Annotated in this window: 13 protein-coding genes; 8 read left to right on the plus strand and 5 right to left on the minus strand. The window is 62.3% G+C overall.

Annotated elements, in window-relative coordinates:
* Position 1: 1 nt before the first annotated feature.
* The 3 genes from HCH03_RS10460 to guaA all read right to left on the minus strand — a co-directional run bounded on the left by HCH03_RS10460 (position 2) and on the right by guaA (position 5,636).
* The gene (locus tag HCH03_RS10460) at positions 2-1,261 is read right to left on the minus strand and encodes a restriction endonuclease subunit S (protein WP_221689462.1); all 1,260 of its coding nucleotides are present in this window, start codon (positions 1,259-1,261) and stop codon (positions 2-4) included.
* On the minus strand, positions 1,258-3,327 hold the full coding sequence (locus tag HCH03_RS10465; protein ID WP_221689463.1) for a type I restriction-modification system subunit M: 2,070 nt from the start codon (positions 3,325-3,327) through the stop codon (positions 1,258-1,260). Before HCH03_RS10465 ends, HCH03_RS10460 begins: the two co-directional genes overlap by 4 nt.
* Before the next feature lie 713 nt (positions 3,328-4,040).
* A complete protein-coding gene (guaA, locus tag HCH03_RS10470) occupies positions 4,041-5,636 on the minus strand; it encodes a glutamine-hydrolyzing GMP synthase (RefSeq protein ID WP_221689464.1) in 1,596 nt (531 codons plus the stop codon).
* A 240-nt stretch (positions 5,637-5,876) separates the two neighbouring features.
* On the opposite strand from guaA, the gene HCH03_RS10475 reads away from it, so the two are divergent.
* Together HCH03_RS10475 and HCH03_RS10480 are read left to right on the plus strand one after the other, a co-directional pair.
* A complete protein-coding gene (locus HCH03_RS10475; protein ID WP_221689465.1) occupies positions 5,877-6,791 on the plus strand; it encodes a DUF5655 domain-containing protein in 915 nt (304 codons plus the stop codon).
* 166 nt (positions 6,792-6,957) lie between these two features.
* Complete coding sequence (locus HCH03_RS10480) at positions 6,958-8,373, plus strand: MATE family efflux transporter (protein ID WP_221689466.1); 1,416 nt, start codon at positions 6,958-6,960, stop codon at positions 8,371-8,373.
* A 100-nt stretch (positions 8,374-8,473) separates the two neighbouring features.
* Here HCH03_RS10480 and HCH03_RS10485 read toward each other — a convergent pair whose 3' ends face one another.
* Positions 8,474-9,316 (minus strand): TIGR02452 family protein, encoded by an 843-nt coding sequence (locus HCH03_RS10485; protein WP_221689467.1) that lies wholly within the window; start codon positions 9,314-9,316, stop codon positions 8,474-8,476.
* A gap of 206 nt (positions 9,317-9,522) precedes the next feature.
* Between HCH03_RS10485 and HCH03_RS10490 the strand changes: the two genes are divergently transcribed.
* The 5 genes from HCH03_RS10490 (at position 9,523) to HCH03_RS10510 (ending at position 14,787) form a co-directional block, all read left to right on the plus strand.
* Positions 9,523-9,885 (plus strand): SoxR reducing system RseC family protein, encoded by a 363-nt coding sequence (locus tag HCH03_RS10490; RefSeq protein WP_147581286.1) that lies wholly within the window; start codon positions 9,523-9,525, stop codon positions 9,883-9,885.
* Between the two features lie 30 nt (positions 9,886-9,915).
* Positions 9,916-10,851 (plus strand): undecaprenyl-diphosphate phosphatase, encoded by a 936-nt coding sequence (locus tag HCH03_RS10495; RefSeq protein WP_221689468.1) that lies wholly within the window; start codon positions 9,916-9,918, stop codon positions 10,849-10,851.
* A 242-nt stretch (positions 10,852-11,093) separates the two neighbouring features.
* Positions 11,094-11,375: a chorismate mutase gene (locus HCH03_RS10500; protein WP_080142271.1), complete on the plus strand. Its 282-nt coding sequence runs from the start codon at positions 11,094-11,096 to the stop codon at positions 11,373-11,375.
* Positions 11,372-12,172 carry a 3-deoxy-7-phosphoheptulonate synthase gene (gene aroF / locus HCH03_RS10505; protein WP_080142273.1) on the plus strand — a complete coding sequence of 267 codons (801 nt, stop codon included), beginning with the start codon at positions 11,372-11,374 and terminating at the stop codon, positions 12,170-12,172. The genes HCH03_RS10500 and aroF overlap by 4 nt, the downstream gene beginning before the upstream one ends.
* A 206-nt stretch (positions 12,173-12,378) precedes the next feature.
* Positions 12,379-14,787, plus strand: coding sequence for an ATP-dependent helicase (locus HCH03_RS10510; RefSeq protein ID WP_221689469.1), 2,409 nt, complete (start codon positions 12,379-12,381; stop codon positions 14,785-14,787).
* 229 nt (positions 14,788-15,016) lie between these two features.
* Here the strand turns inward: HCH03_RS10510 and HCH03_RS10515 are convergent, their stop codons facing one another.
* Positions 15,017-16,747, minus strand: coding sequence for a helix-turn-helix domain-containing protein (locus HCH03_RS10515; protein WP_221689470.1), 1,731 nt, complete (start codon positions 16,745-16,747; stop codon positions 15,017-15,019).
* A gap of 674 nt (positions 16,748-17,421) precedes the next feature.
* On the opposite strand from HCH03_RS10515, the gene HCH03_RS10520 reads away from it, so the two are divergent.
* The gene (locus tag HCH03_RS10520) at positions 17,422-19,113 is read left to right on the plus strand and encodes an MFS transporter (RefSeq protein ID WP_221689471.1); all 1,692 of its coding nucleotides are present in this window, start codon (positions 17,422-17,424) and stop codon (positions 19,111-19,113) included.
* Positions 19,114-19,298 lie beyond the last annotated feature (185 nt).

Consider the following 19,298-nt stretch of genomic DNA (forward strand, 5'->3'; position numbering starts at 1 on the left):
TCTAGGCCTCCTTGCAGTCGATCTTGCCCGTCACCGCAAGGTGAATCAGGCACGCGCGATATTCTTCTAGCTTATCGATAAGCTGCTGTTGCCGCTCAATGCACTTGTCTATGGCGGCGCACTGATAGTTAAGATTTGACGCTATCGTCACTTGATCCTCTAACGGAGGGACAAGAATCCTGACGTCTCCCAGTTCCTGTTTGTTGATTTTCGGCATCTTGATTCTATTCTCCGACATCAAGCGTGTTTGAGCCACGAACTGGTCGGAGAGCATGTAGTAGAAAAGCCAATCCGCCACTTGAGAGGTTGAGATGGGATACATGTCCGCGCTGCATAGCCCTCTATCGGGGGCGATAGTCACTTTGTTCAAGGCAGGCCGGACCTTAGAGTAAAGGATCGCGTCCTTGTTGAATAAATGGTTATCGCTAATGACGTTGCCCTCCGCGACGGTACGTTTGTCAAGCAGCCTGCCGTTGCCCTTGCCTATCACTTCGGGACATATGTGAAGCCAATCCTGGTATCGATCCGGATGGACAAGGTTCGCGTCGACGTGCGCGATGAACTTGAACCGCTTCCATGTCCAATGTGAATTATCCAGCCCGCAGGCATTGCCTGAAACCGTACGGGAGATACTGGCTATTCGATATTCGCAGAGCTTCTCCACGATGGCGCGGCGCTTCTCGATGTCCGCATCGATGGCGGCGCACTTGTCATCTAGGTATTGGACGATCTGCTGCTGTTCGAAGAGGGGCGGTAGAGGCAGGCAGAAATCGGCGAGGGATTGCCTGGAGAGCTCCTGATAAGTTGTGCCGTTGCCTAATGCGTTTAGTCTGTCGTCGCATACCGAGAGTGCCCTATAGACAAATTCGTTATTGATGCGGCTATTGGTAAATACGAGTCCCTTACACCCTTGATTCGTGCAGATGGGCCTATCTACAATCGCCACTAAGCCTATCGGCGCTCTGTTTGAAACCACGACAGAGTCCTCGGGGAGCAAGGAGGTGGCGCAAGAGTTCATGCCCTCGGTCGTGATTGTCTTGGACCAATCAGAGATGTAGTGATCTTCGGTCAAATAGTCCGCAGCCGAAACGAAAGGAATATCCCCGTTCCAGAACATAGGTTCGTTGCTCTTTGGAGTAGCGCCAGCAACAATTCGCGCGTGAAACTTGACCTTGGTGATTCCCCAGCCCTCGGGTATGTCGCCGATCCACTCGACCCCACTAGATTTCATGGCCGTCGTGCTCATTTTGATGCCACTCATGGTTGCAGTAGCTCCTTCAATTCATCGCCAAGGCTTGTTTCGAGCTCGAGAATCTCCTCGGCGATCTCGTTGGGGTCGCGGGGTTGTTCATACTCGTAGAAGTAGCGGTTGAACGAGATGGACGTGCCGACCTGCCCTATTTCGCCGTCTGCCAGATTGCCCTTGGAATCCACCACCGACTCGTCTACCTCGGCATCCGGGACGAAGGGAAGTACCTCCTTGGACATGTACTCGTCCACATCCATGCCCCAGGGCACGTTTTCGATGTCGGCCAAGTCGGGGTCGTATATTGTTTCGCCCTTCGTCGTGACGGCGAGGGGCTTGTCTTCGCCCTTCACGCCGAACACGGTGACGAGGGCGTCGAGAATCTTCTGCTTGCCGGGCTTGCCTCTGTGATTCACCGTGTCAAGTTTTCTTGTGAGTTTGGTGCAGTCCGCCTCCGCCTCGGCGTAGGTGAGTCCGCTTCCTGAGTCTGCTTTGGCCTGGACCCATTCTCGTAGAAGCTCGCGGGAGTCGTCGTCGAGCGCCGCCATGGGCTTCGAGAAGCTGAACAGCGCATCCGTCTTTTCGGGGTTGGGTATGATCTCCACGCGCATCGGGCGCTTGGTTGCCACTGCGCGGTACATGAACTCTTTGTCGTCTACGATGACCGACTTGCCGTGGTCGTGGCCGTCGACGTAGACCTTGGTGATCCAGTCGATGCCCTCCTCAGAGACCTCGAAGCGTTTGTTTCCGAGAGACTTGCGCAGCGGGCTCTTACATTCGGACGCGTCGATGAGCTGGATCTTGTGTCTGCGGCACTCGTCCTTGTGGTTGTTGAAGATCCAGATGTAGGTGGCGATGCCGGTGCGGAAGAAGATATTGGTCGGCAGCTTCACGATACACTCGACGACGTCCCGCTCGAAGAACCAGCGGCGGATGCTGGAGGGACCGGAGCCTGCCTGTCCGTTGAACAACGGGGAGCCGGAGAGCACGATGGCGGCCTTGCCGCCTCCTTCCTCGACCGGGGCCATCTTTGAGACGACGTTCTGCATGAACAGCATCGCCCCGTCCGAAACGAATGGCACTCCGGCGAAGAATCGGCCTCCCTCGCCGAGAGCGGCCTCGTCGAGTACGCCTGCTTTCTCCTTCTCCCATTTCTTGCCGTAGGGAGGGTTGGTGAGCTGGTAGTTGAACTTCTCGTGTGGGAACTGGTCGTTGTCCAGGGTATCGCCCTGCCTGATGTAGCGAGACAGGTCGCTCATCTGGTCGAACGCGTCGCCCGAGCCGCTCGCGATGTTGCGGAGCATCATGGCGGACTTGCCCATGGCCCAGGTCGCGTCCTCCGACTCCTGGCCGTAGGGGATGATCTTCGCGGGGCTGGAGAACTGGCCCTTGTCGTGCCACTCGTCGAGCTGGTCGAGAGCGTCGGCGAGGAAGCCGCACGTTCCGCACGTCCCATCGTAGAGCTTGCGGATCTCACCGTCGTCGGACTTCAGGAACTCGTCCTCGCCCGCGAACAGGAGCGTGGTGGCCAAACGGACGACGTCCTTCGGCGTCATGAAGTCCTCGGCGTCCTGGCTGATCTCCTCGCCGTACCTCTGGATCAGGTGCTCGTAGATGTCGGACATCTCGCGATCGTTCACCGCTTCCGGACTGAGGTCGAAGGATGCGAAACGAGTGCAGACCTCGTAGAGCATTCCCTTGTCGAAGAGATCCTTGCAGGTGCCCTCCATCTTGAACTTCTGCAGGACCTCGCGGGCGTTGGTGCTGAAGCCGTTGACGTAGCCCATCAACGCCTCCAGCGTGTTGCTCGCGCCGAGGTTGTTGAGCCTAAAATCGGTGAGGTTGTAGAAGCAGTGCTTCGAGAGCGCGCAGTACTTCGGGTCGTCGTCGTCCCAGACGCCGCGCTTCGCCATGTTGGAGACGGCCTCGCGGGTGGGTTCGAGCGCGCATTCGAAGCGGCGGAGCACCGCGAAGGGCAGTATGAGCTTGTTGTAGTCAGCCGGGCGTATGACGTCGCGGACGTAGTCGGCTATGTTCCAGATTTCGTTGACGTAGTCGAAGCCTTTGGGGTTATTGGCCATATTCGTTTCCTCTATTAGACAAGGGTTGAATCATCCATCTTCTCAACCACTTACTTTACAAAAGAAATAGCCTCCTGACAAGAAAGCCAACCATTCACTTAACAAAAAGCAACAGTCAACACGCCAACACCAGTCGTTTACCAGAGACCAACCACTCATTTTACATACCGAGAACAATTATGGCTAATGCTAAATCATCCGCTTCTTACGACGGAATTAATGTAGGTATTCATAGAGCAGGGTGGGAGTTGAAATATCAGTAACCACCGTTTTTTCGCGCTCTGAAGCATCGGAGCCAGGGCTAAAACAGCATTTCGATCATTTCGTTGCTCCCAAATGCTGAATTGGGATTATTCGTATTTTTGGTTTAAGAACCAGGAGTGATTCGGGATTGACTCAGACCTGGCAATTATGCGCGATAATTGTTGACGGGAGTGGTTGAAGGTACCTTAGCGGGTTCTCCTGGCGCTGTAGGTTGTTGCAGGACAGAGCATGGGGGGGGGGGGATCGGTGTGTGTCACTTTTTGGATAAATGCGAATCAAGCTGCAAACAAACGCATAAAAATCGCCTCGAATTTTTATGAGATCCGGGGCGATTCAAGCTCATCGTTCGCTTTTCAAGGAGGCTTGATACGTGATGCGTTAATCTGCAACTTCATGCATCAACCTGCAGCAGGGAATAGTCGCAGGCGGTTTCAAAAAATGTCACTAATTCACTCCCACTCAATCGTCGCCGGAGGTTTGCTCGTGATGTCGTAGGCCACCCGGTTGACTCCCTGGACTTCGGCCACGATGCGGCCGGACACCCTTGCTAGCACCTCGTAAGGCAGCTTGGCCCAGTCCGCTGTCATGGCGTCGCTTGACTCCACGGCTCGGAGGATGATGGGGTACGCGTACGTCCTTTCGTCGCCCATCACGCCCACGCTCTTGATGTCGGGGAGCACGGCGAAGTATTGCCATACGCTGCGCTCGCTGTTGCGGTCGCCGGTTTCCTCGAAGATGCGGGCGTTGTAGGCGTCCAGCTCCTCGCGGACGATGGCGTCGGCGTTCTTCAGGATCTCCAGCTTCTCGCGCGTCACCGTGCCGATGATGCGGATGGCGAGTCCCGGTCCCGGGAAAGGCTGGCGATGCACGATATGGTCGGGCAGGCCCAAAGCCGTGCCCAGCGCGCGCACCTCGTCCTTGAAGAAGTGGTCCAACGGCTCGATCAAATCGAACGACACGCCGTCGGGAAACGGGATCAAGTTGTGGTGACTCTTGATGGTGGAGGCCTTGCCGCCGGTCTTGCGGGCGCCGCTCTCGATGATATCGGGGTAGATGGTGCCCTGGGCCAGGAACTTCACGCCGTCCAGATCCTGCGCGACGGAGAAGAACTCCTTCCAGAACTGCGAGCCGATGATGCGGCGCTTCTGCTCGGGCTCGACGACGTCGGCCAATAGCGCGGCGTAACGGTCCTCGGCGTGCACGTGCACGAAGTCCACGTCGAACTGCTTCGTGAACACCTCTTCCACTTCCTCGGGCTCGTTCTTGCGCAGCAGGCCGTGGTTGACGAACACGCAGGTGAGCTGCTTGCCGATAGCGCGTGCGCACAGTGCCGCAACCACGGATGAGTCAACGCCGCCCGACAGGCCCAAGATCACGCGGTTCGTGCCCACCTGCTCGCGGATGGCCGCCACCGAGTCCTCGATGATGGAGTCCATCGTCCAAGACGGCTTGAGGCCGCAGATGTCGAACAGGAAGTTCCTCAGCAGCTCGTCGCCATGAGGCGTGTGGCGCACCTCGGGATGGAACTGCGTCGCGTACAGCCGCCGCTCGGCGCATTCCATCGAGGCTACCGGGCACGTGTCGGTCGAGGCCGTCACCGTGAAGCCCTCCGGCGCTTGCGCCACGGCGTCGCGATGGCTCATCCACACCGTCTGCTCGACGGGTGTCTCACCGTACAGCAGAGATGCGCCCTCGTCGCACCTTGTCAACGAAGCGGCGCCGTATTCGCCCTTCTCCGTGTGGCCCACGGAGCCGCCCAACGTCACGGCCATGATCTGCTGGCCGTAGCAGAAGCCCAGCACCGGAATGCCCAGCTCGAAGATGCCGGGGTCGATGGACGGTGCGTCTTCGGCGTACACGCTGGCCGGGCCTCCTGACAGGATGATGGCCTCCGGCGCGAGCTCCCGCACCTCCGCTGCGCTCACGTCGCACGGGACGATCTCCGAGTACACGTGCAGGTCGCGCACGCGGCGGGCGATCAGCTGCCCGTACTGGGCTCCGAAATCGACGACGATAACCTTCTGGTCGGATGGTGCTGCAGCCATGTTTGCTCCTTCGAGTGCGGGCGGGAAGTCGGAAGCGCCCAGCGATCTTTTGTTCGGTGCCATCTTACACGAAAACAAAACCGGCCCGGCGTTCGAGAACCGTCCTGCACGTGTTTTGCACGAGGGGGCGAGGACGCCCTTCGTTCGCGTCCGCCTTCTTCTTGAGCCACAATGCGAGTACAATACTAATATATTGCCGAATCTCGCCTTGTCGGTGGCGAGCTTTGTAGAGAGGTGCACATGAGCGACATAAAGCTTTTCAGTTTGAAGCCCCAGGTTCTTTCTGTGGAGCTGAAACCTGTGAAGTTGGAAAAAGAGGTCCAGGCCCTTATCGAGAGAAACATGGAAGCCTTTTTCGGCGTGAGGTTTCTGAAGAGCGAGTACGTGATTAACCACACGGGCGATTACGAGAACCAGATCGGTCGGATAGACAGTTTGGGAATCGACGAGAACAACTGCCCCATAGTTTTCGAATACAAGCGCGATGCCAATGAAAACGTCATCAACCAAGGTCTGTTCTACTTGGATTGGTTGTTGGATCATCGGGCCGATTATTGGCGGCTTGTTTTTGACGAGTTCGGCAAAGCCGCAGCCGATTCCATCGATTGGTCGTCTCCGGCGGTGTATTGCGTCGCAAGCGCGTTCGGCAAGTACGACCTTCATGCAATCAAGCAGATGAATCGAAACATCCGTTTGATCAGGTACGCCAAAAACGACGATATGATCCTCTTCGAGTTTTTGAATGCTCCTTCTACGGTGGCAGCCGTAGAAGTGTCGTCGAAAAAACAAGCGTCAAAGAGAGCGGGCGACAAAACGTTCGCCGAACAGTACGACGGTGCTCCCGTCGAGCTCAAAGGGGTGGTTGACGAGGTGAGGCAATATATGGCCTCGTTCGGAAGCGATGTTTCCGAGAACGAATTGAAGTTCTATCTCGCGATCAAAAAAGCTCGAAACATCGTGTGCGTGGAAGTGAATCAAAAAAGAGTCATCCTGCATCTATCGCTCGACGCTTCGACGGTTGAAGAAACCGAGCTTGTGAGAGATTGCTCCAACAAAGGTCATTGGGGCACGGGGGACGTGGAAGTGGGTCTGAGGTCCCTGAAGGAGCTGGAGGAGGTAAAGCCCCTTTTGGAACGTGCGTATATGGAAAACTAAGCTGTCATATCCGGGAGATCCCGGACCGCGTTACTTGCCAGAGGGCTCTCGCAAATCGCCCCTCATCGCTTTCACATCCGATTTTGTCGCGTATAATGGCCCCTGCGCGTCGGCTTGCCCGGCGCGCTCTTTGCGTGTAAACCCCCAACCAAGCGAAGCGAACAACGTGCCCCAACCCAAGCAACGACAAATCGACCTGGTGAACGAGCCTATCGGCTCGGCGCTTGCGCGGCTGGCGCTGCCCATCATGGCGTCCGCCTTCCTCGCAACGGCCTACAACATCACGGACATGGCGTGGATCGGGCTGCTCGGTTCGAACGCGGTGGCCGCCGTGGGCGTGGCGGGCATGTACACGTGGCTCGCCTCGGCCATCGTGGTCATGGCGCGCATGGGCGGGCAGGTGAACATGGCGCAGGCGCTCGGGAACCGCCGGCCGGACGAGGCCGTGCAGTACGCGCGCGGCGCGCTGCAGCTCGCCGTGGGCCTTGCGCTCGCGTTCTCGGCCGTGACCCTGGCCTTTGCCGACGGCCTCGTGGGCATCCTCGTTCCGGACGATCCGCGCGTCGCCCAGGAGGCGGCGCTGTACCTGCGCCTCTGCGGCGGGTTCGTCCTGTTCATCTACCTCTCGCAAACGCTCACCGGCCTGCTCACGGCGCAGGGCGATTCGAAGACGCCCTTCAAGGCCAACGCGGCCGGGCTCGTTGTGAACATGGCGCTCGACCCGCTGCTCATCCTGGGATTCGGCCCCGTGCCGCAACTCGGGGTGCTGGGCGCGGCCGTCGCCACCGTATTCGCGCAGCTGGTTGTCGCCGGACTCATGATCGTCGGCATCGTGCGCGATAGGGGAGCGGCCAACGTGCTGCGCCGCGTGCGCCCGCTGCAGCCCACCAAGGCCGTCCACCTGTCGCGCATCGTGAGGATCGGCCTGCCCGCCGCCATCCAGAGCGCGCTGTACGCGGTCATCTCCATGGTGCTCACGCGCATGGTGGCGGCTTGGGGCAGCGGTGCGGTGGCCGTCCAGCGCGTCGGCGGGCAGATCGAGTCGCTCACCTGGTGCACGGCCGAAGCCGCCGGCTCGGCGCTCAACGCGTTCGCGGCGCAGAACTTCGGCGCGCGCCGCCCGGAGCGCATCAGGCGCGGCTACCGCCTGGCGTTCGCCGCGGTGGGCGCGTGGGCGCTCGCGGTGTCGGCGCTGTTCGTCTTCCTGCCCGGACCCATCTCCTGGGTGTTCTTCCACGAGCCCGACGTGGTGGGCATCTCGTCGTCGTACCTGTTCGTCATCGGCATCGGGGAAGCGTTCATGTGCATCGAGCTCATGACCGTGGGCGCGCTGTCGGGCCTGGGGAAAACGAGGCTCTGCAGCATCATCAGCGTCGCGCTCACCGGTTCCCGCATTCCTCTGGCGCTGCTGCTGAGCTCCACGCCGCTCGGTCTCGACGGCGTTTGGTGGGCGCTCACCCTCACCTCCATCGCGAAGGGCGTCGTGTTCTGGGCGGTGTTCCGGCACGTCGCGCGCAAGCTGCCGGAGGGCCGCACGCAAGCGGTCGTCGCCAACGGCGAAGGCGAGCCTGGCCTCGCGTAGACTAGCCGTTTGGCTCGGGCGGTGCGGAACGCGCGACGTTTCGTCGGTTGACGCATGCCGCCCACCCCCCCCCGTGGGCGTTCGCGCCCGCGCTCGGCCCCTAGCGCAGCGTCACGCCTTCGGGAAGCTCGACGTCCCGCACGTCGAAGCTCTCCTCGTCCACGATAGCCGACGCGACCTCTTCGACCACAGGCTTGCCGAACGCCTCGTCGAATGCGCTCGCATGCGCGCGGGGCACGGCGAACACGATGCGACCAATGGCCCCTGGGTGTGCCTCGATCCAATCCTTGAACAGGCCGATCGCCTGTTGCGGGTCGAAGCCTTCGCGCCCGCAGCCGAAGGCGCCGCATATCAGCGTCTCGCATCCGTTGGCGGCGGCTATGCGCAGGATGGCTTCGATGCGCTCGGCAAGGCACCGGTCGCACTCCCGCTCCGAGCGATGGTTCTCGAGCGCGCGGGCGCGATTCGGCTCGGGGATGGCGATGACGTCGGCCTTGCGGATGGTGCCGTCGTGCGAGAACACCACGTCGGACAGGTAGAGGGCGCGGTCCGTGAACAGCTGTCCGCGCTGGTAGCCGCGATTGCCGTCGTGGTAGATGTCTTTGAGTCCGCAAAGGATAGGGTAGAGGTTGCTCTCCGAGCACAAGATTTGCTCCGGGCCGAACGCGCCGTCCTCGTAGTTCCCGCCGGGGCGCGTGAACGCCGTCGGATCCACCACGGCCGTCTTGCCGACGGCGTCCCGAAGGGCGGCAGGCGCGAACGCGGTGGTGACGGAGGTCTCGGTCGATTCGAAAGCCGCCTCCGGAAGGGGCAGCTCCCGTCCCTCGCCGTCCTCGTAGATCACCGCGGCGGCGACGGTCGCGGCCGTCTCGCTCGCCAACGCCCCCTTCATGAGGGCGAGATGCTTCGCTGCCTGGGCTCGTCGTTCGTCTCTGTCGGCCATGGGTCCTCCTTCGATCGTGTCCCCATTGTACAAGAAGTTTGCTCGCGCGTGCAGGGCCGCCAGGGGCGGGCATGCCGAGGGGAGGGCGGGCGATAGCGGCCGAGCCCCCTGTGCTCTCGGCGTGCGCTTTCCCTCGCCCCCTTCCCGTTCGTGTCCCCCCTATGTTTTCTTCGACCTGCCGCGTTCCGTCGTGTACAATCACCTGCATGGATAACGAGAGCGAGAATACGGACGGGCTCGAGCCGGCGCCAATGGGCGTCGAGGGGGCGGGGTCGTCGACGGGGGTTGCGCTGCCGGCGGACGACGCCGCTAACGCGCGCGCCCGTCGCGTGCGAAAGCCCTTGACCCAAGACGAGCTCGACGAGCAGCGCAGGCGCGATCTGCACGCCTCGTTCAACCGGCGCATCTCGTATCTGTGCAAGCTGGCGGCGCTCATCATCGCCGTGGTCGCGTTCGCGACGATCGCGCTCGGGCAGGAGGTTCCCGCCTACGTGCTCATGGGGCTGTGCCTTTCGGTCGCCCTGCTGGCCATCGCCATGCTGCAGGACCATTACCAGCACAAACAGTAATCCCGACGAACAACTAGGAAGTACGCGCGCATGATTATCGAAGCACTGAAGTCGTTCCTCCTCGGCATTGTGGAGGGTATCACCGAATGGCTGCCCATCTCGTCCACCGGCCACATGATCCTCGTGGACGAGTTCGTGAAACTGCAGGTGTCCGACGAGTTCCTGGCGCTGTTTTTGGTGGTCATCCAGCTGGGCGCCATCATGGCGGTGCTCATCCTGTACTTCCACAAGCTCAACCCCTTCTCGCCGCGCAAAACCAGCGTGGAGAAGAAGAGCACGTGGCGCTTGTGGGGCATGGTGGTCATCGGATGCATTCCCGCCGCCATCTTCGGCTTCGCGCTGGACGATTGGGTGAACGAGCATTTCTACAACAAGGTCACCGTTGCGGCCATGCTCATCCTGTACGGCATCATCTTCATCGTGCTGGAGCGTCGCAACCGCCGTCGCCTGCGCGAGGCCGAGGCGTCCCTCGAGGCACCGCGCGGCCGCCATGCGCGCGTGGCGGCGAGCAGCATCGCCGAGCAGGCCGAGGCGCAGGTGTTCAAGATCACCGACGTGGACGACGTCGACTGGAAAACGGCCCTCAAGATCGGCTTCTTCCAGGTGCTCGCCATCGTTCCGGGCACGAGCCGCTCCGGCGCCACCATCATCGGCGGCATGCTGTGCGGCTGCTCGCGCACGGCGGCGGCCGAGTTCACGTTCTTCCTGGCCATCCCCGTCATGTTCGGTTGGGGCGTGGTGAAGGCCATCAAGTTCGTGGCCGCGGGCATCGCCATGACCTCCACGGAGATCGTGGTGCTGGTGGTGGGCATCGTCACCGCCTTCGTCATGTCGGTCATAGCCATCAAGTTCCTCATGGGCTACATCAAGAAGAACGACTTCACGGTGTTCGGCTGGTACCGCATCGTCGTGGGCGTGCTGGTGCTGGGCTACTTCGTGTTCGAGTCGATGGGCATGCTGCCGTAGGCCCGCGCGGTTACGGCGGCGATTCCGCCCCAGGCGCTCATCGCGCAGCGAGCCTCTCGCCGAAGGAAGGGCGGGGCGACTTGGAGCGGTGCGTCTCGATCCCCTCCAACTTCCGTATGAATTTGAGCGGCGCGCCAATCAGGCGCGTCGCTTTTGCTATCATGGTCTGCACACGAGGGCCGGTTGCCGTTCGGCGTTTTGGCCAAGCTCGTTATCGCATATGAGTCATGAGAGGAAAGCCGATGTCTGACGAGAACAGCTCCCTGGCGGAGATTCAAGAACATCGTGCCAAGATCGACGATATCGACAAGCAGATCGTCGCGCTGCTCAACAAGCGCGCCGGTCACTCGCTGGTCATTCGCGGTCTCAAGCCCGGAGCCCATCTGGGCCTGTACGACGCCAAGCGCGAAGAGGAGATCTTCGCCAAGGTGAGCAGCTACAACGAGGGTCCCCTGTACAACGAGAACCTGCGCGAGATCTACGCCACCATTCTCAAGATCATGAAGGAGACCCCGTCCGTATGAGCGAAGTGAAGATTGCCCCCATCCCCGACCTCGGAACCCGCACCGACGAGATCACCATCTTCGCCGGCCCGTGCTCCGTCGAGTCGGTCGAACAGTTCGACGAAGTGGCCGAATGCGTCGCGGGCCTCGGCCTCACGTGGATCCGCGGCGGCGCGTTCAAGCCCCGCACGAACCCGCACTCGTTCCAAGGCCTGGGCGAGGAAGCCCTCCAGATCATGAAGGACGCTGGCGACAAGCACGGCCTGAAGACGCTCACCGAAGTCATGGACTCGGCTCACTGCGAGCTGGTCCACTCCTACGTGGACGGCCTGCAGGTAGGCGCGCGCAACTTCCAGAACTTCAGCCTGCTGAAGAAGATCGGCCAGGTCACCGCTGAGTCGCACAAGATGGTGCTGTACAAGCGCGGCTTCGCGGGCACCATCGCCGAATGGCTTGCCGCCACCGACTACCTCACGGCGGAAGGCAACGACAACGTGGTGCTGTGCGAGCGCGGCATCCGCACGTTCGAGACGGCCACGCGCTTCACGCTGGACATCGCCGCCATCCCGGTGATCCACAAGCAGTCGCTGTGCCCGGTGTGCATCGACGTGTCGCACCCCGCCGGCCAGCGCGACCTGGTGCCGTCGCTCGCCTACGCCGCCGTGGCGGCCGGGGCCGACTCCATCATGATCGAGGTGCACCCCAACCCGCCCGTGGCCCTGTCCGACGGTCCGCAGCAGCTGACGCCCGCCCAGTTCGAGGTGCTCGTGGCCAAGCTGCGCGAGATCGCCGCCGTGTTCGGCAAGAAGATCGTGTAAGGTGTTCCGGCGGTCTACGACCGCCGGAACGACTCGACGCTGCGGGCCGTTCCGGCGCCCCATCTTCGTGGGATCGTGCAAGCTTGCGTACTCAAGTACGCGGCGCTTGCACGATCCCACGAATCTGAGACACCAGAACGGCCCTCGCTGACTCACTACGCCAACCAGCGTGCTTGTGCATCAACCTGCTCTCAAAAGGACTTCCCATGCCAATCGACATCGAAACTCTGAACGGGCCGCAGCGCGAGGCGGTCATCACCATCGACGGGCCGCTGCTCGTGCTGGCCGGCGCCGGTTCGGGCAAGACGCGCGTGCTCACGTACCGCATCGCGAACCTCATCGAGAACCACGATGTGGCCCCGTGGGAGATCCTGGCCATCACGTTCACGAACAAGGCCGCGGCCGAGATGCGCGAGCGCCTGAACGGACTGGTGGGCCCGCGCTGCCGCGGCATGTGGGTGTCCACGTTCCACAGCATGTGCGTGCGCATGCTGCGCGCCGACGCCGAGCGCCTGGGCTTCACGAAGAGCTTCACCATCTACGACACCGACGACCAGAAGCGCCTGTACAAGGAGATCATGGCCGAGCTGGACATCGACCCGAAGCGCTTCCCCGTGAACGCGCTCATGAACCGCATCTCCACGGCGAAAAACGAGCTCGTCGTCCCCGGCGACTTCGAGAAGCAGGCCAGCGACCCGGTGGGGAAGGTGGCCTCGCGCGTGTACTCGCGCCTGCAGGAGCGCCTCAAGGCCGCGAACGCGTTCGACTTCGACGACCTCTTGCTGTACGCCTACCTGCTGCTCAAGAACCACGAGGACGTGCGCGCGGCCTACCAGCAGCGCTTCCGCTACATCATGGTGGACGAGTACCAGGACACGAACCACGCCCAGTACTCCATCACGAAGCTTTTGGCGGAAGGCCACCAGAACATCATGGTGGTGGGCGACGACGACCAGTCCATCTACTCGTGGCGCGGAGCCGACTTGCGCAACATCCTGGAATTCGAGCAGGATTACCCGAGCGCCCATGTGGTGAAGCTCGAGCAGAACTACCGCAGCGTGGGCAACGTGCTGGCCGCCGCGAACGCCGTCATCGCCAACAACCAGCATCGCAAGCAGAAGAAGCTGTTCACGGCCGCCGAGGACGGCGAGAAGATCCAGGTCTACATGGCCTCCGACGAGCGCGACGAGGGCCGCTGGATAGCCGGCGAGATAGAGAAGCAGCGCGCGGCCGGCCTGTCGTACAACCAGATGGCCGTGTTCTACCGCACGAACGCGCAGAGCCGCATGCTGGAAGACATGCTGCTGCGCGCCGGCGTGCCGTACCGCATCGTGGGCGGCACGCGCTTCTTCGACCGCGCCGAGATCCGCGACGTCATGGCCTACCTCACGCTCATCGTGAACCCGGCCGACGACATCGCGGCGAAGCGCGTGATCAACGTGCCGCGGCGCGGCATCGGCAAAACCACCATCGAGCGCATCGAGCAGTTCGCGCGCGAGATGGGCATGACGTTCATGGAGGGTGCCGAGCTGGCCATCGTCGACCCGGAGCTGCGCGCGTCCACGCGCCAGTCCGTGGCGGAGTTCGTGGGCCTGGTGAACGAGGCGCGCACGTACGGCGGCGACCTGCGCAAGGTCATCGAGGCCGTCATCGACAAGAGCGGCCTCATCGGGGCCCTGCAGGCTGAGAACACCGACGAGGCGCGCGGTCGCATCGAGAACATCCAGGAGTTCCTGGGCGTGGTGGACGAGTTCGTGGACACCCACGACGACGAGGACGCGCTGTACGAAGCGCCTGCGGCCGGGGAGCCCTCTGTCATCCTGAGCGGAGGCGGCGAAGCCGCCGGAGTCGAAGGATCTCAAGCGGCATCGACCGACGCCAATGCAGGTTCGCCCGTGCGCGTCCTGCGCGGCGACTCGCTGGCCGACTTCATCGAATGGGTGCGCCTGCGCACCGACCTGGACACCGTGGCCGAGGACGGGCATGCGGTCACGCTCATGACCGTGCACTCCTCCAAGGGCCTCGAGTTCGACTGCGTGTTCGTGGCCGGCATGGAGGAGACGCTGTTCCCGCACATGAACTCGGTGGGCGACGCGGCTGGCATCGAGGAGGAGCGAAGATTGGCCTACGTGGCCATCACGCGCGCCCGCAAGCGCCTGTTCCTCACCTGCGCCTCGCAGCGCCAGATATTCGGCCAGACGTCGGCGAACCCGGTGTCGCGCTTCATCCAGGAAATACCCAGCGAGCTGCGCCAATCGTCCGGCGTGGGCTCGGCGGGCTTCTCCGGCACGGGCTGGGAGAAGCGCGGCAGCCGTCGCGGCATCGCGGGTTCCGGCACCGAGGCGGGGGAGGGCCGCGTGTTCGGGCGCTCGAGCGCATCGGGCCCGTCCGGTCGCTCCGATCGCCGGCCTGAGGCTTACGCGCGCCCCAGTGCGGGCAAGAAGGAAGCTGCGAAGATGACGTTCGCCACGGGCGACGCCGTGGACCACAAGACGTTCGGCCGCGGCAAGGTGACGAAGGTTGACGGCGACACGCTCTACGTGAAGTTCGCGAAGTCCGGCCAGACGAAGAAGCTGCTCAAGGACTACGCTCCCATCGTGAAGATCAACGGATAGGGCCGCCTTGGCCGTGCTGGAACGCACGCCCTTGATGGTTGCTCTGTCGGAAGGGGCTGCATAAAAGCACCGTTTCGTTGATTTTGTAGGGCAAGGGCTCTGCCCTTGCCGCCCAGCAAGGCGCTTTATCGCAGGTAGACGGCAAGGGCAGAGCCCTTGCCCTACGGGTTGGTCGGTCGCCGGGCCGCAGGTGGTCGGTCGTCATTCCGGGTCGACCACCTGCGGCCCGCTACAGCTCGTCGCGTGCCTCGTCCACCATGGACAGCAGCTCCTGCTGGTTGTGGATGTCGAGCTTGCGGTAGATGTGGCTGATGTGCGTTTTGGCCGTGCTCTTCGAAATGCACAGCTTGTCTTGGATGTAAGCGGCGTTGTGCCCCTTGGCCAGCAGGAACATAACCTCGGTCTCGCGACGCGACAGCAGGTAGCGGTCGGCGATGACCTCGCACTGCGAGCGGAACCGGCCGCTTTTGCGCGAGCGCTCGGCGTCCGAGACCGGCTCGGCCTGCTGCTTGTCCTCGCTCGGCGACGTTGCCAGGGACGACGGCGGGGTCGCTCCGATGCTCCCGCCGCGCCATCCCGGAACGGCGGCCTGGCTGAAAGCGCTCGTGGCGCCCACGGCCGCGTCCGGTTGGTGCTCCGCCGCCCCGTAGAACGCTCCGGGCAGGGGCGCCGATGCCGCTTCCGCCTCGTCGTCGCTGTGCCGCGCCGACCACGTGACCTGCTCGATCTGGCGGTTGAAGGTCTCGATGGCGCTGTAATCGCGCCCTCCCGCGATGATGATGCGCTTGATGTCGCGCACGCGCGGCAGCAGCGCGTAGGCCACCACCATGGCGAACATGATGAGCACCGCGCCGCCCGCCTCGCCGAACGGCGTGAGCGAATCCAGGAACGTGGGGTCCACCACCGACAGCGATCCGCCGAGCGAGCCCAGGGCCAAACAGCCGCGCCCCACGCCGAACACGAAAATGGGCGACAGGCGGAACTCCTGCGACAGCTCGCCGAAGAACACCCACATGAGCGCCTCGAAGCACATGTAGCCCGTCAGCAGCACGAGCGCGGCTATCATCGAGTTCTCCAGCGCCAGCGAGGGCAGGAAGAACAGCGTGATGGCGATGAACGGGATGAGCGGGCGGAACAGGAAGTCCCAGTGGCTGCGCTTGTCGATGGAGAACGTGGTCACCAGCAGCAGCACGGTGGCCGCGCCGCCGGCGAACAGGGCCAGCAGCTGCGTGGTGAGGTCGGACGACGGCAGGATGACCTGCGTGGAGATGGACCGCAGCGCGCCCAGCGCGAAGCCGAACAGCAGCACGGGCAGCGCGAACCGAAGCGAGAACGGGCCCTTGCGCACCGGAAGCGGGTTGAAGATGGGTATGGCGTGGCGCACGGCGTAGCTCACCGGCGTCAGATGCCACAGCAGCGGCAGCTCCAGCAGGGGCAGGCAGGCCGTGAGAATGCCCGAGAACGGTGAGGGGATGACGTGGAGCGCCACGGAGTAGATGGCCACGGCTATGACGATGGCCACGGCCGTGTTCATGACGATGGTGGCGGCGCCGTAGCGCGAGTAGGCCGTGCCCCAGAACAGCAGCAGCAACGCCGACCCGATGCCGGTGGCCACGCCGGCGAACACGGTGGCGACGATCCCCACGGCGCCGGGTGCCGACGAGGCGAACACGGCGAACGTGCCCAGGGCCGTGAGCACGGCCGCGCCCATCAGCACGCGCTTGGCCGTGTAGAACCGCAGGAACTTCTGGTCGGTGATGGCGGCGAACAGCAGCGAAAGCCCGAACACCACGATGGATATGAGGAACACGAGCGACACGGGCGATTCCGCGAAGTTCGAGAATATGGTGGGTGCTTGGGCCTCGAAAATGGAGTTCGTGCCGAACATGGCGGTGTAGATCCATGCTTGGTGTATGCCGAAGCCGAGCGACAACACGCTCAGCTCGCCTTGTGTTCCCATACCCCGGTCATCATCCACCGTTATGCTGATACGCGGAAAGGTGATAGCCATGCTTCCTCGCATTCCCCTGTCGATGCGATCATCGGACACAGTACCCTCGGCCGGGGCGCGGTTTTGCTGACGCCGTTCTGTGAAGGTCGACGTCGTTGCGGTACGTCGATCCGACCGGTGCGTTTAACTATAAACGTTTCTCCCCCTCGATTCAAATGCAATAATCCCGCCGTAGTATCCCCATCAGGTCTAATGGGTTTATCGTCGTTTTCGGGACGATGAAAATCAACCTCTCGGGACGATGGGGCTCATCCAAAAACGTCCCCCTGATTCGACAATCATCCCTTTGCCGTTGCTTATGCTCGATTTCGTCAGCTTCTGTGGTAGGAGAAGCGATCAAACAGAGGCAGTAGAAATCGCGGAAGGGAGGAAGCGCACGGTCGGTTCTTCTGGTTGAGACGCGGTCTTGGAGGCTGGTTGCGATTGCCGTTGGGGTAAGGGCGATCGAAACTATGGAAGCGCCCGTTGCTTGTGCAGCACGGGGGCGTCCGTAATTTCCTGCAGGCACGCTGCGATTCCGGTCTTACTACTGTGCAGGGGAAGCAAGAAATCATCAAGGTAGTTTCAAAAGCACATGTTCTGTTGGTTTCTCATCGAACAAAATCACATTGAAGGAGGGATTCATGGATAAAAAGGAGTTTACCATCTCGGAGGTTATCGACTCCATTGGTATCAGCTCGCACACGTGGGTTGTCTTCGTTCTCCTCGCTTTTGCCATGATCTTCGACGGCTACGACTTCATGATCGTCAACTCGACGAACCTGTTCGTGGCCCACACGTTCTGGCCGAATGACGCGAACCCGGGCGCGCTCATGGGCTCGCTCACCACCTGGGGTCTGCTGGGCATGGTGCTCGGCGGCGCCGTCGGCGGCATCATGTCCGACAAGATCGGCCGTAAGAAGACGCTGATCGCCGCCGTCATGTTCTACGGCCTGTTCACGCTGCCCCAGGCGTTCGCGAACGACCTCGGGTTCTTCGCGGCGTTCCGCCTGATCGCCGGCTTCGGCGTGGGCTCCTGCATCCCCGTGGTCACCACGGTGTTCTCGGAGAGCATGCCCTCCAAGCAGCGCGGCATCTTCGTCACGTTCGGCATGGCCTTCATGGTCGTCGGCTGGGTTCTGGCCGGCCTCATCGCCAACCCCATCTGCAACGCGGCCACGCCGCTGCTGGGCGACTTCACGAACCAGGTCACCTACGTGCTGGCCGACGGCGGCACGGCGACGATGTACGCGAACTGGCGCCTGTGCTACCTGATCGGCGCCATCCCGCTGCTCTACGGCGTGGTGCTCATCTTCGCCATGCACGAGACGCCGCACTGGTACGCCAACTCCGGCAACAAGGAGATGGCCTGCAAGCGCCTGTCCGAGATCGAGCAGGCCACGCGCCACACGTCCCACGAGTACGATCCCGCTCTGCTCATCGTTCCGCCGAAACCTGCCAAGACCGGCCCCAACGTGCTGTTCTCGAGCAAGTTCATCGTGGCCACCTGCGCCATCTGGGCCGCTTACTTCGTGGGCCAGTTCTGCGTGTACGGCATGAACGCCTGGATCCCCACGTGGTTCGTGGGCCTGGGCTACTCGCAGGCTGACTCCGTGGCGCTGCAGACCTGGAACAACGTGGCCGCCATCGCCTCGAACATCTGCGTGGGCTTCGTGTCCGACAAGGTGGGCCGCAAGCGCAACCTGGCGTTCTCGTGGCTGTTCTGCATCGTGGCCATCATCCTGTGCTCCATCTTCGTGGCCCCGAACAACATGGGCCTGTGCATCGCCCTCATGCTGCTCTTCGGCTTCGCGCTGAACTACGCCATCACGGCCGTCCAGCCCCTCATGCCCGAGAGCTATCCCACGGCCATCCGCAACACCGGCACGTCCTGGTGCCAGGCGTTCGCCCGCTTCGGCGGCTCCGCCTCCTCCATCGTGCTCGGCGGCATCGCCGGCATGGCGTTCTTCCAGACGGCCACCGGCGCCACCAACTGGTCGACGGTCGTGCTCGTGCTCATCGTTCCGTTCGCGCTCGGCTTCGTCTGCACGGTGCTGTTCGTGAAGGAGACCGCCGGCAAGTCCATGGACCAGCTCGCGGCCGAGGAAGAGAAGCTCGGCGCCTCCGAGCGGGACGGCAACACGCGCTTCATCATCATGCTGATCATCGTTGCCATCCTGGCCGTGCTCTGCATCGCTTGCCCGCTCATCGTGCCCAACTGGGCGAAGCAGCCCTACGCCCTGCCTCTCATGGCAATCGGCCTGCTGCTCCCGTTCCTGTACTTCTTCGTCTTCGGCGGCGCCCAGCTGGCGAAGAACAAGGCCGCAAAGAAGTAACGCGTCCTTGCAAGGTGCGCTGCGCCTGGCGATACCGCCCGGCAACGCCGCCTTCGAAGCTCTGAGCTTTGCGAAGCCCCCGCTCCTTGGAAACAAGGACGCGGGGGCTTCTTCGTGCTTCGGTACCTCGGCGGGCGGGGGAGAAATGCAACTGCTTCTTTGCGGCGAAGGGCGGCCTCCAACGA

The sequence above is a fragment of the Gordonibacter massiliensis (ex Traore et al. 2017) genome (assembly GCF_019731765.1).
GTDB classification, from domain to species: domain Bacteria; phylum Actinomycetota; class Coriobacteriia; order Coriobacteriales; family Eggerthellaceae; genus Gordonibacter; species Gordonibacter massiliensis.

Bases quoted from the DNA above. Each gene is read 5' to 3' on its own strand.
- HCH03_RS10520 (WP_221689471.1), top strand. From the start codon at position 17,422: ATGGATAAAAAGGAGTTTACCATCTCGGAGGTTATCGACTCCATTGGT.
- HCH03_RS10490 (WP_147581286.1), top strand. From the start codon at position 9,523: ATGGATAACGAGAGCGAGAATACGGACGGGCTCGAGCCGGCGCCAATG.
- HCH03_RS10460 (WP_221689462.1), bottom strand. From the start codon at position 1,261: ATGAGTGGCATCAAAATGAGCACGACGGCCATGAAATCTAGTGGGGTC.
- aroF (WP_080142273.1), top strand. From the start codon at position 11,372: ATGAGCGAAGTGAAGATTGCCCCCATCCCCGACCTCGGAACCCGCACC.
- HCH03_RS10465 (WP_221689463.1), bottom strand. From the start codon at position 3,327: ATGGCCAATAACCCCAAAGGCTTCGACTACGTCAACGAAATCTGGAAC.
- HCH03_RS10515 (WP_221689470.1), bottom strand. From the start codon at position 16,747: ATGGGAACACAAGGCGAGCTGAGCGTGTTGTCGCTCGGCTTCGGCATA.
- guaA (WP_221689464.1), bottom strand. From the start codon at position 5,636: ATGGCTGCAGCACCATCCGACCAGAAGGTTATCGTCGTCGATTTCGGA.
- HCH03_RS10495 (WP_221689468.1), top strand. From the start codon at position 9,916: ATGATTATCGAAGCACTGAAGTCGTTCCTCCTCGGCATTGTGGAGGGT.
- HCH03_RS10485 (WP_221689467.1), bottom strand. From the start codon at position 9,316: ATGGCCGACAGAGACGAACGACGAGCCCAGGCAGCGAAGCATCTCGCC.
- HCH03_RS10475 (WP_221689465.1), top strand. From the start codon at position 5,877: ATGAGCGACATAAAGCTTTTCAGTTTGAAGCCCCAGGTTCTTTCTGTG.
- HCH03_RS10510 (WP_221689469.1), top strand. From the start codon at position 12,379: ATGCCAATCGACATCGAAACTCTGAACGGGCCGCAGCGCGAGGCGGTC.
- HCH03_RS10500 (WP_080142271.1), top strand. From the start codon at position 11,094: ATGTCTGACGAGAACAGCTCCCTGGCGGAGATTCAAGAACATCGTGCC.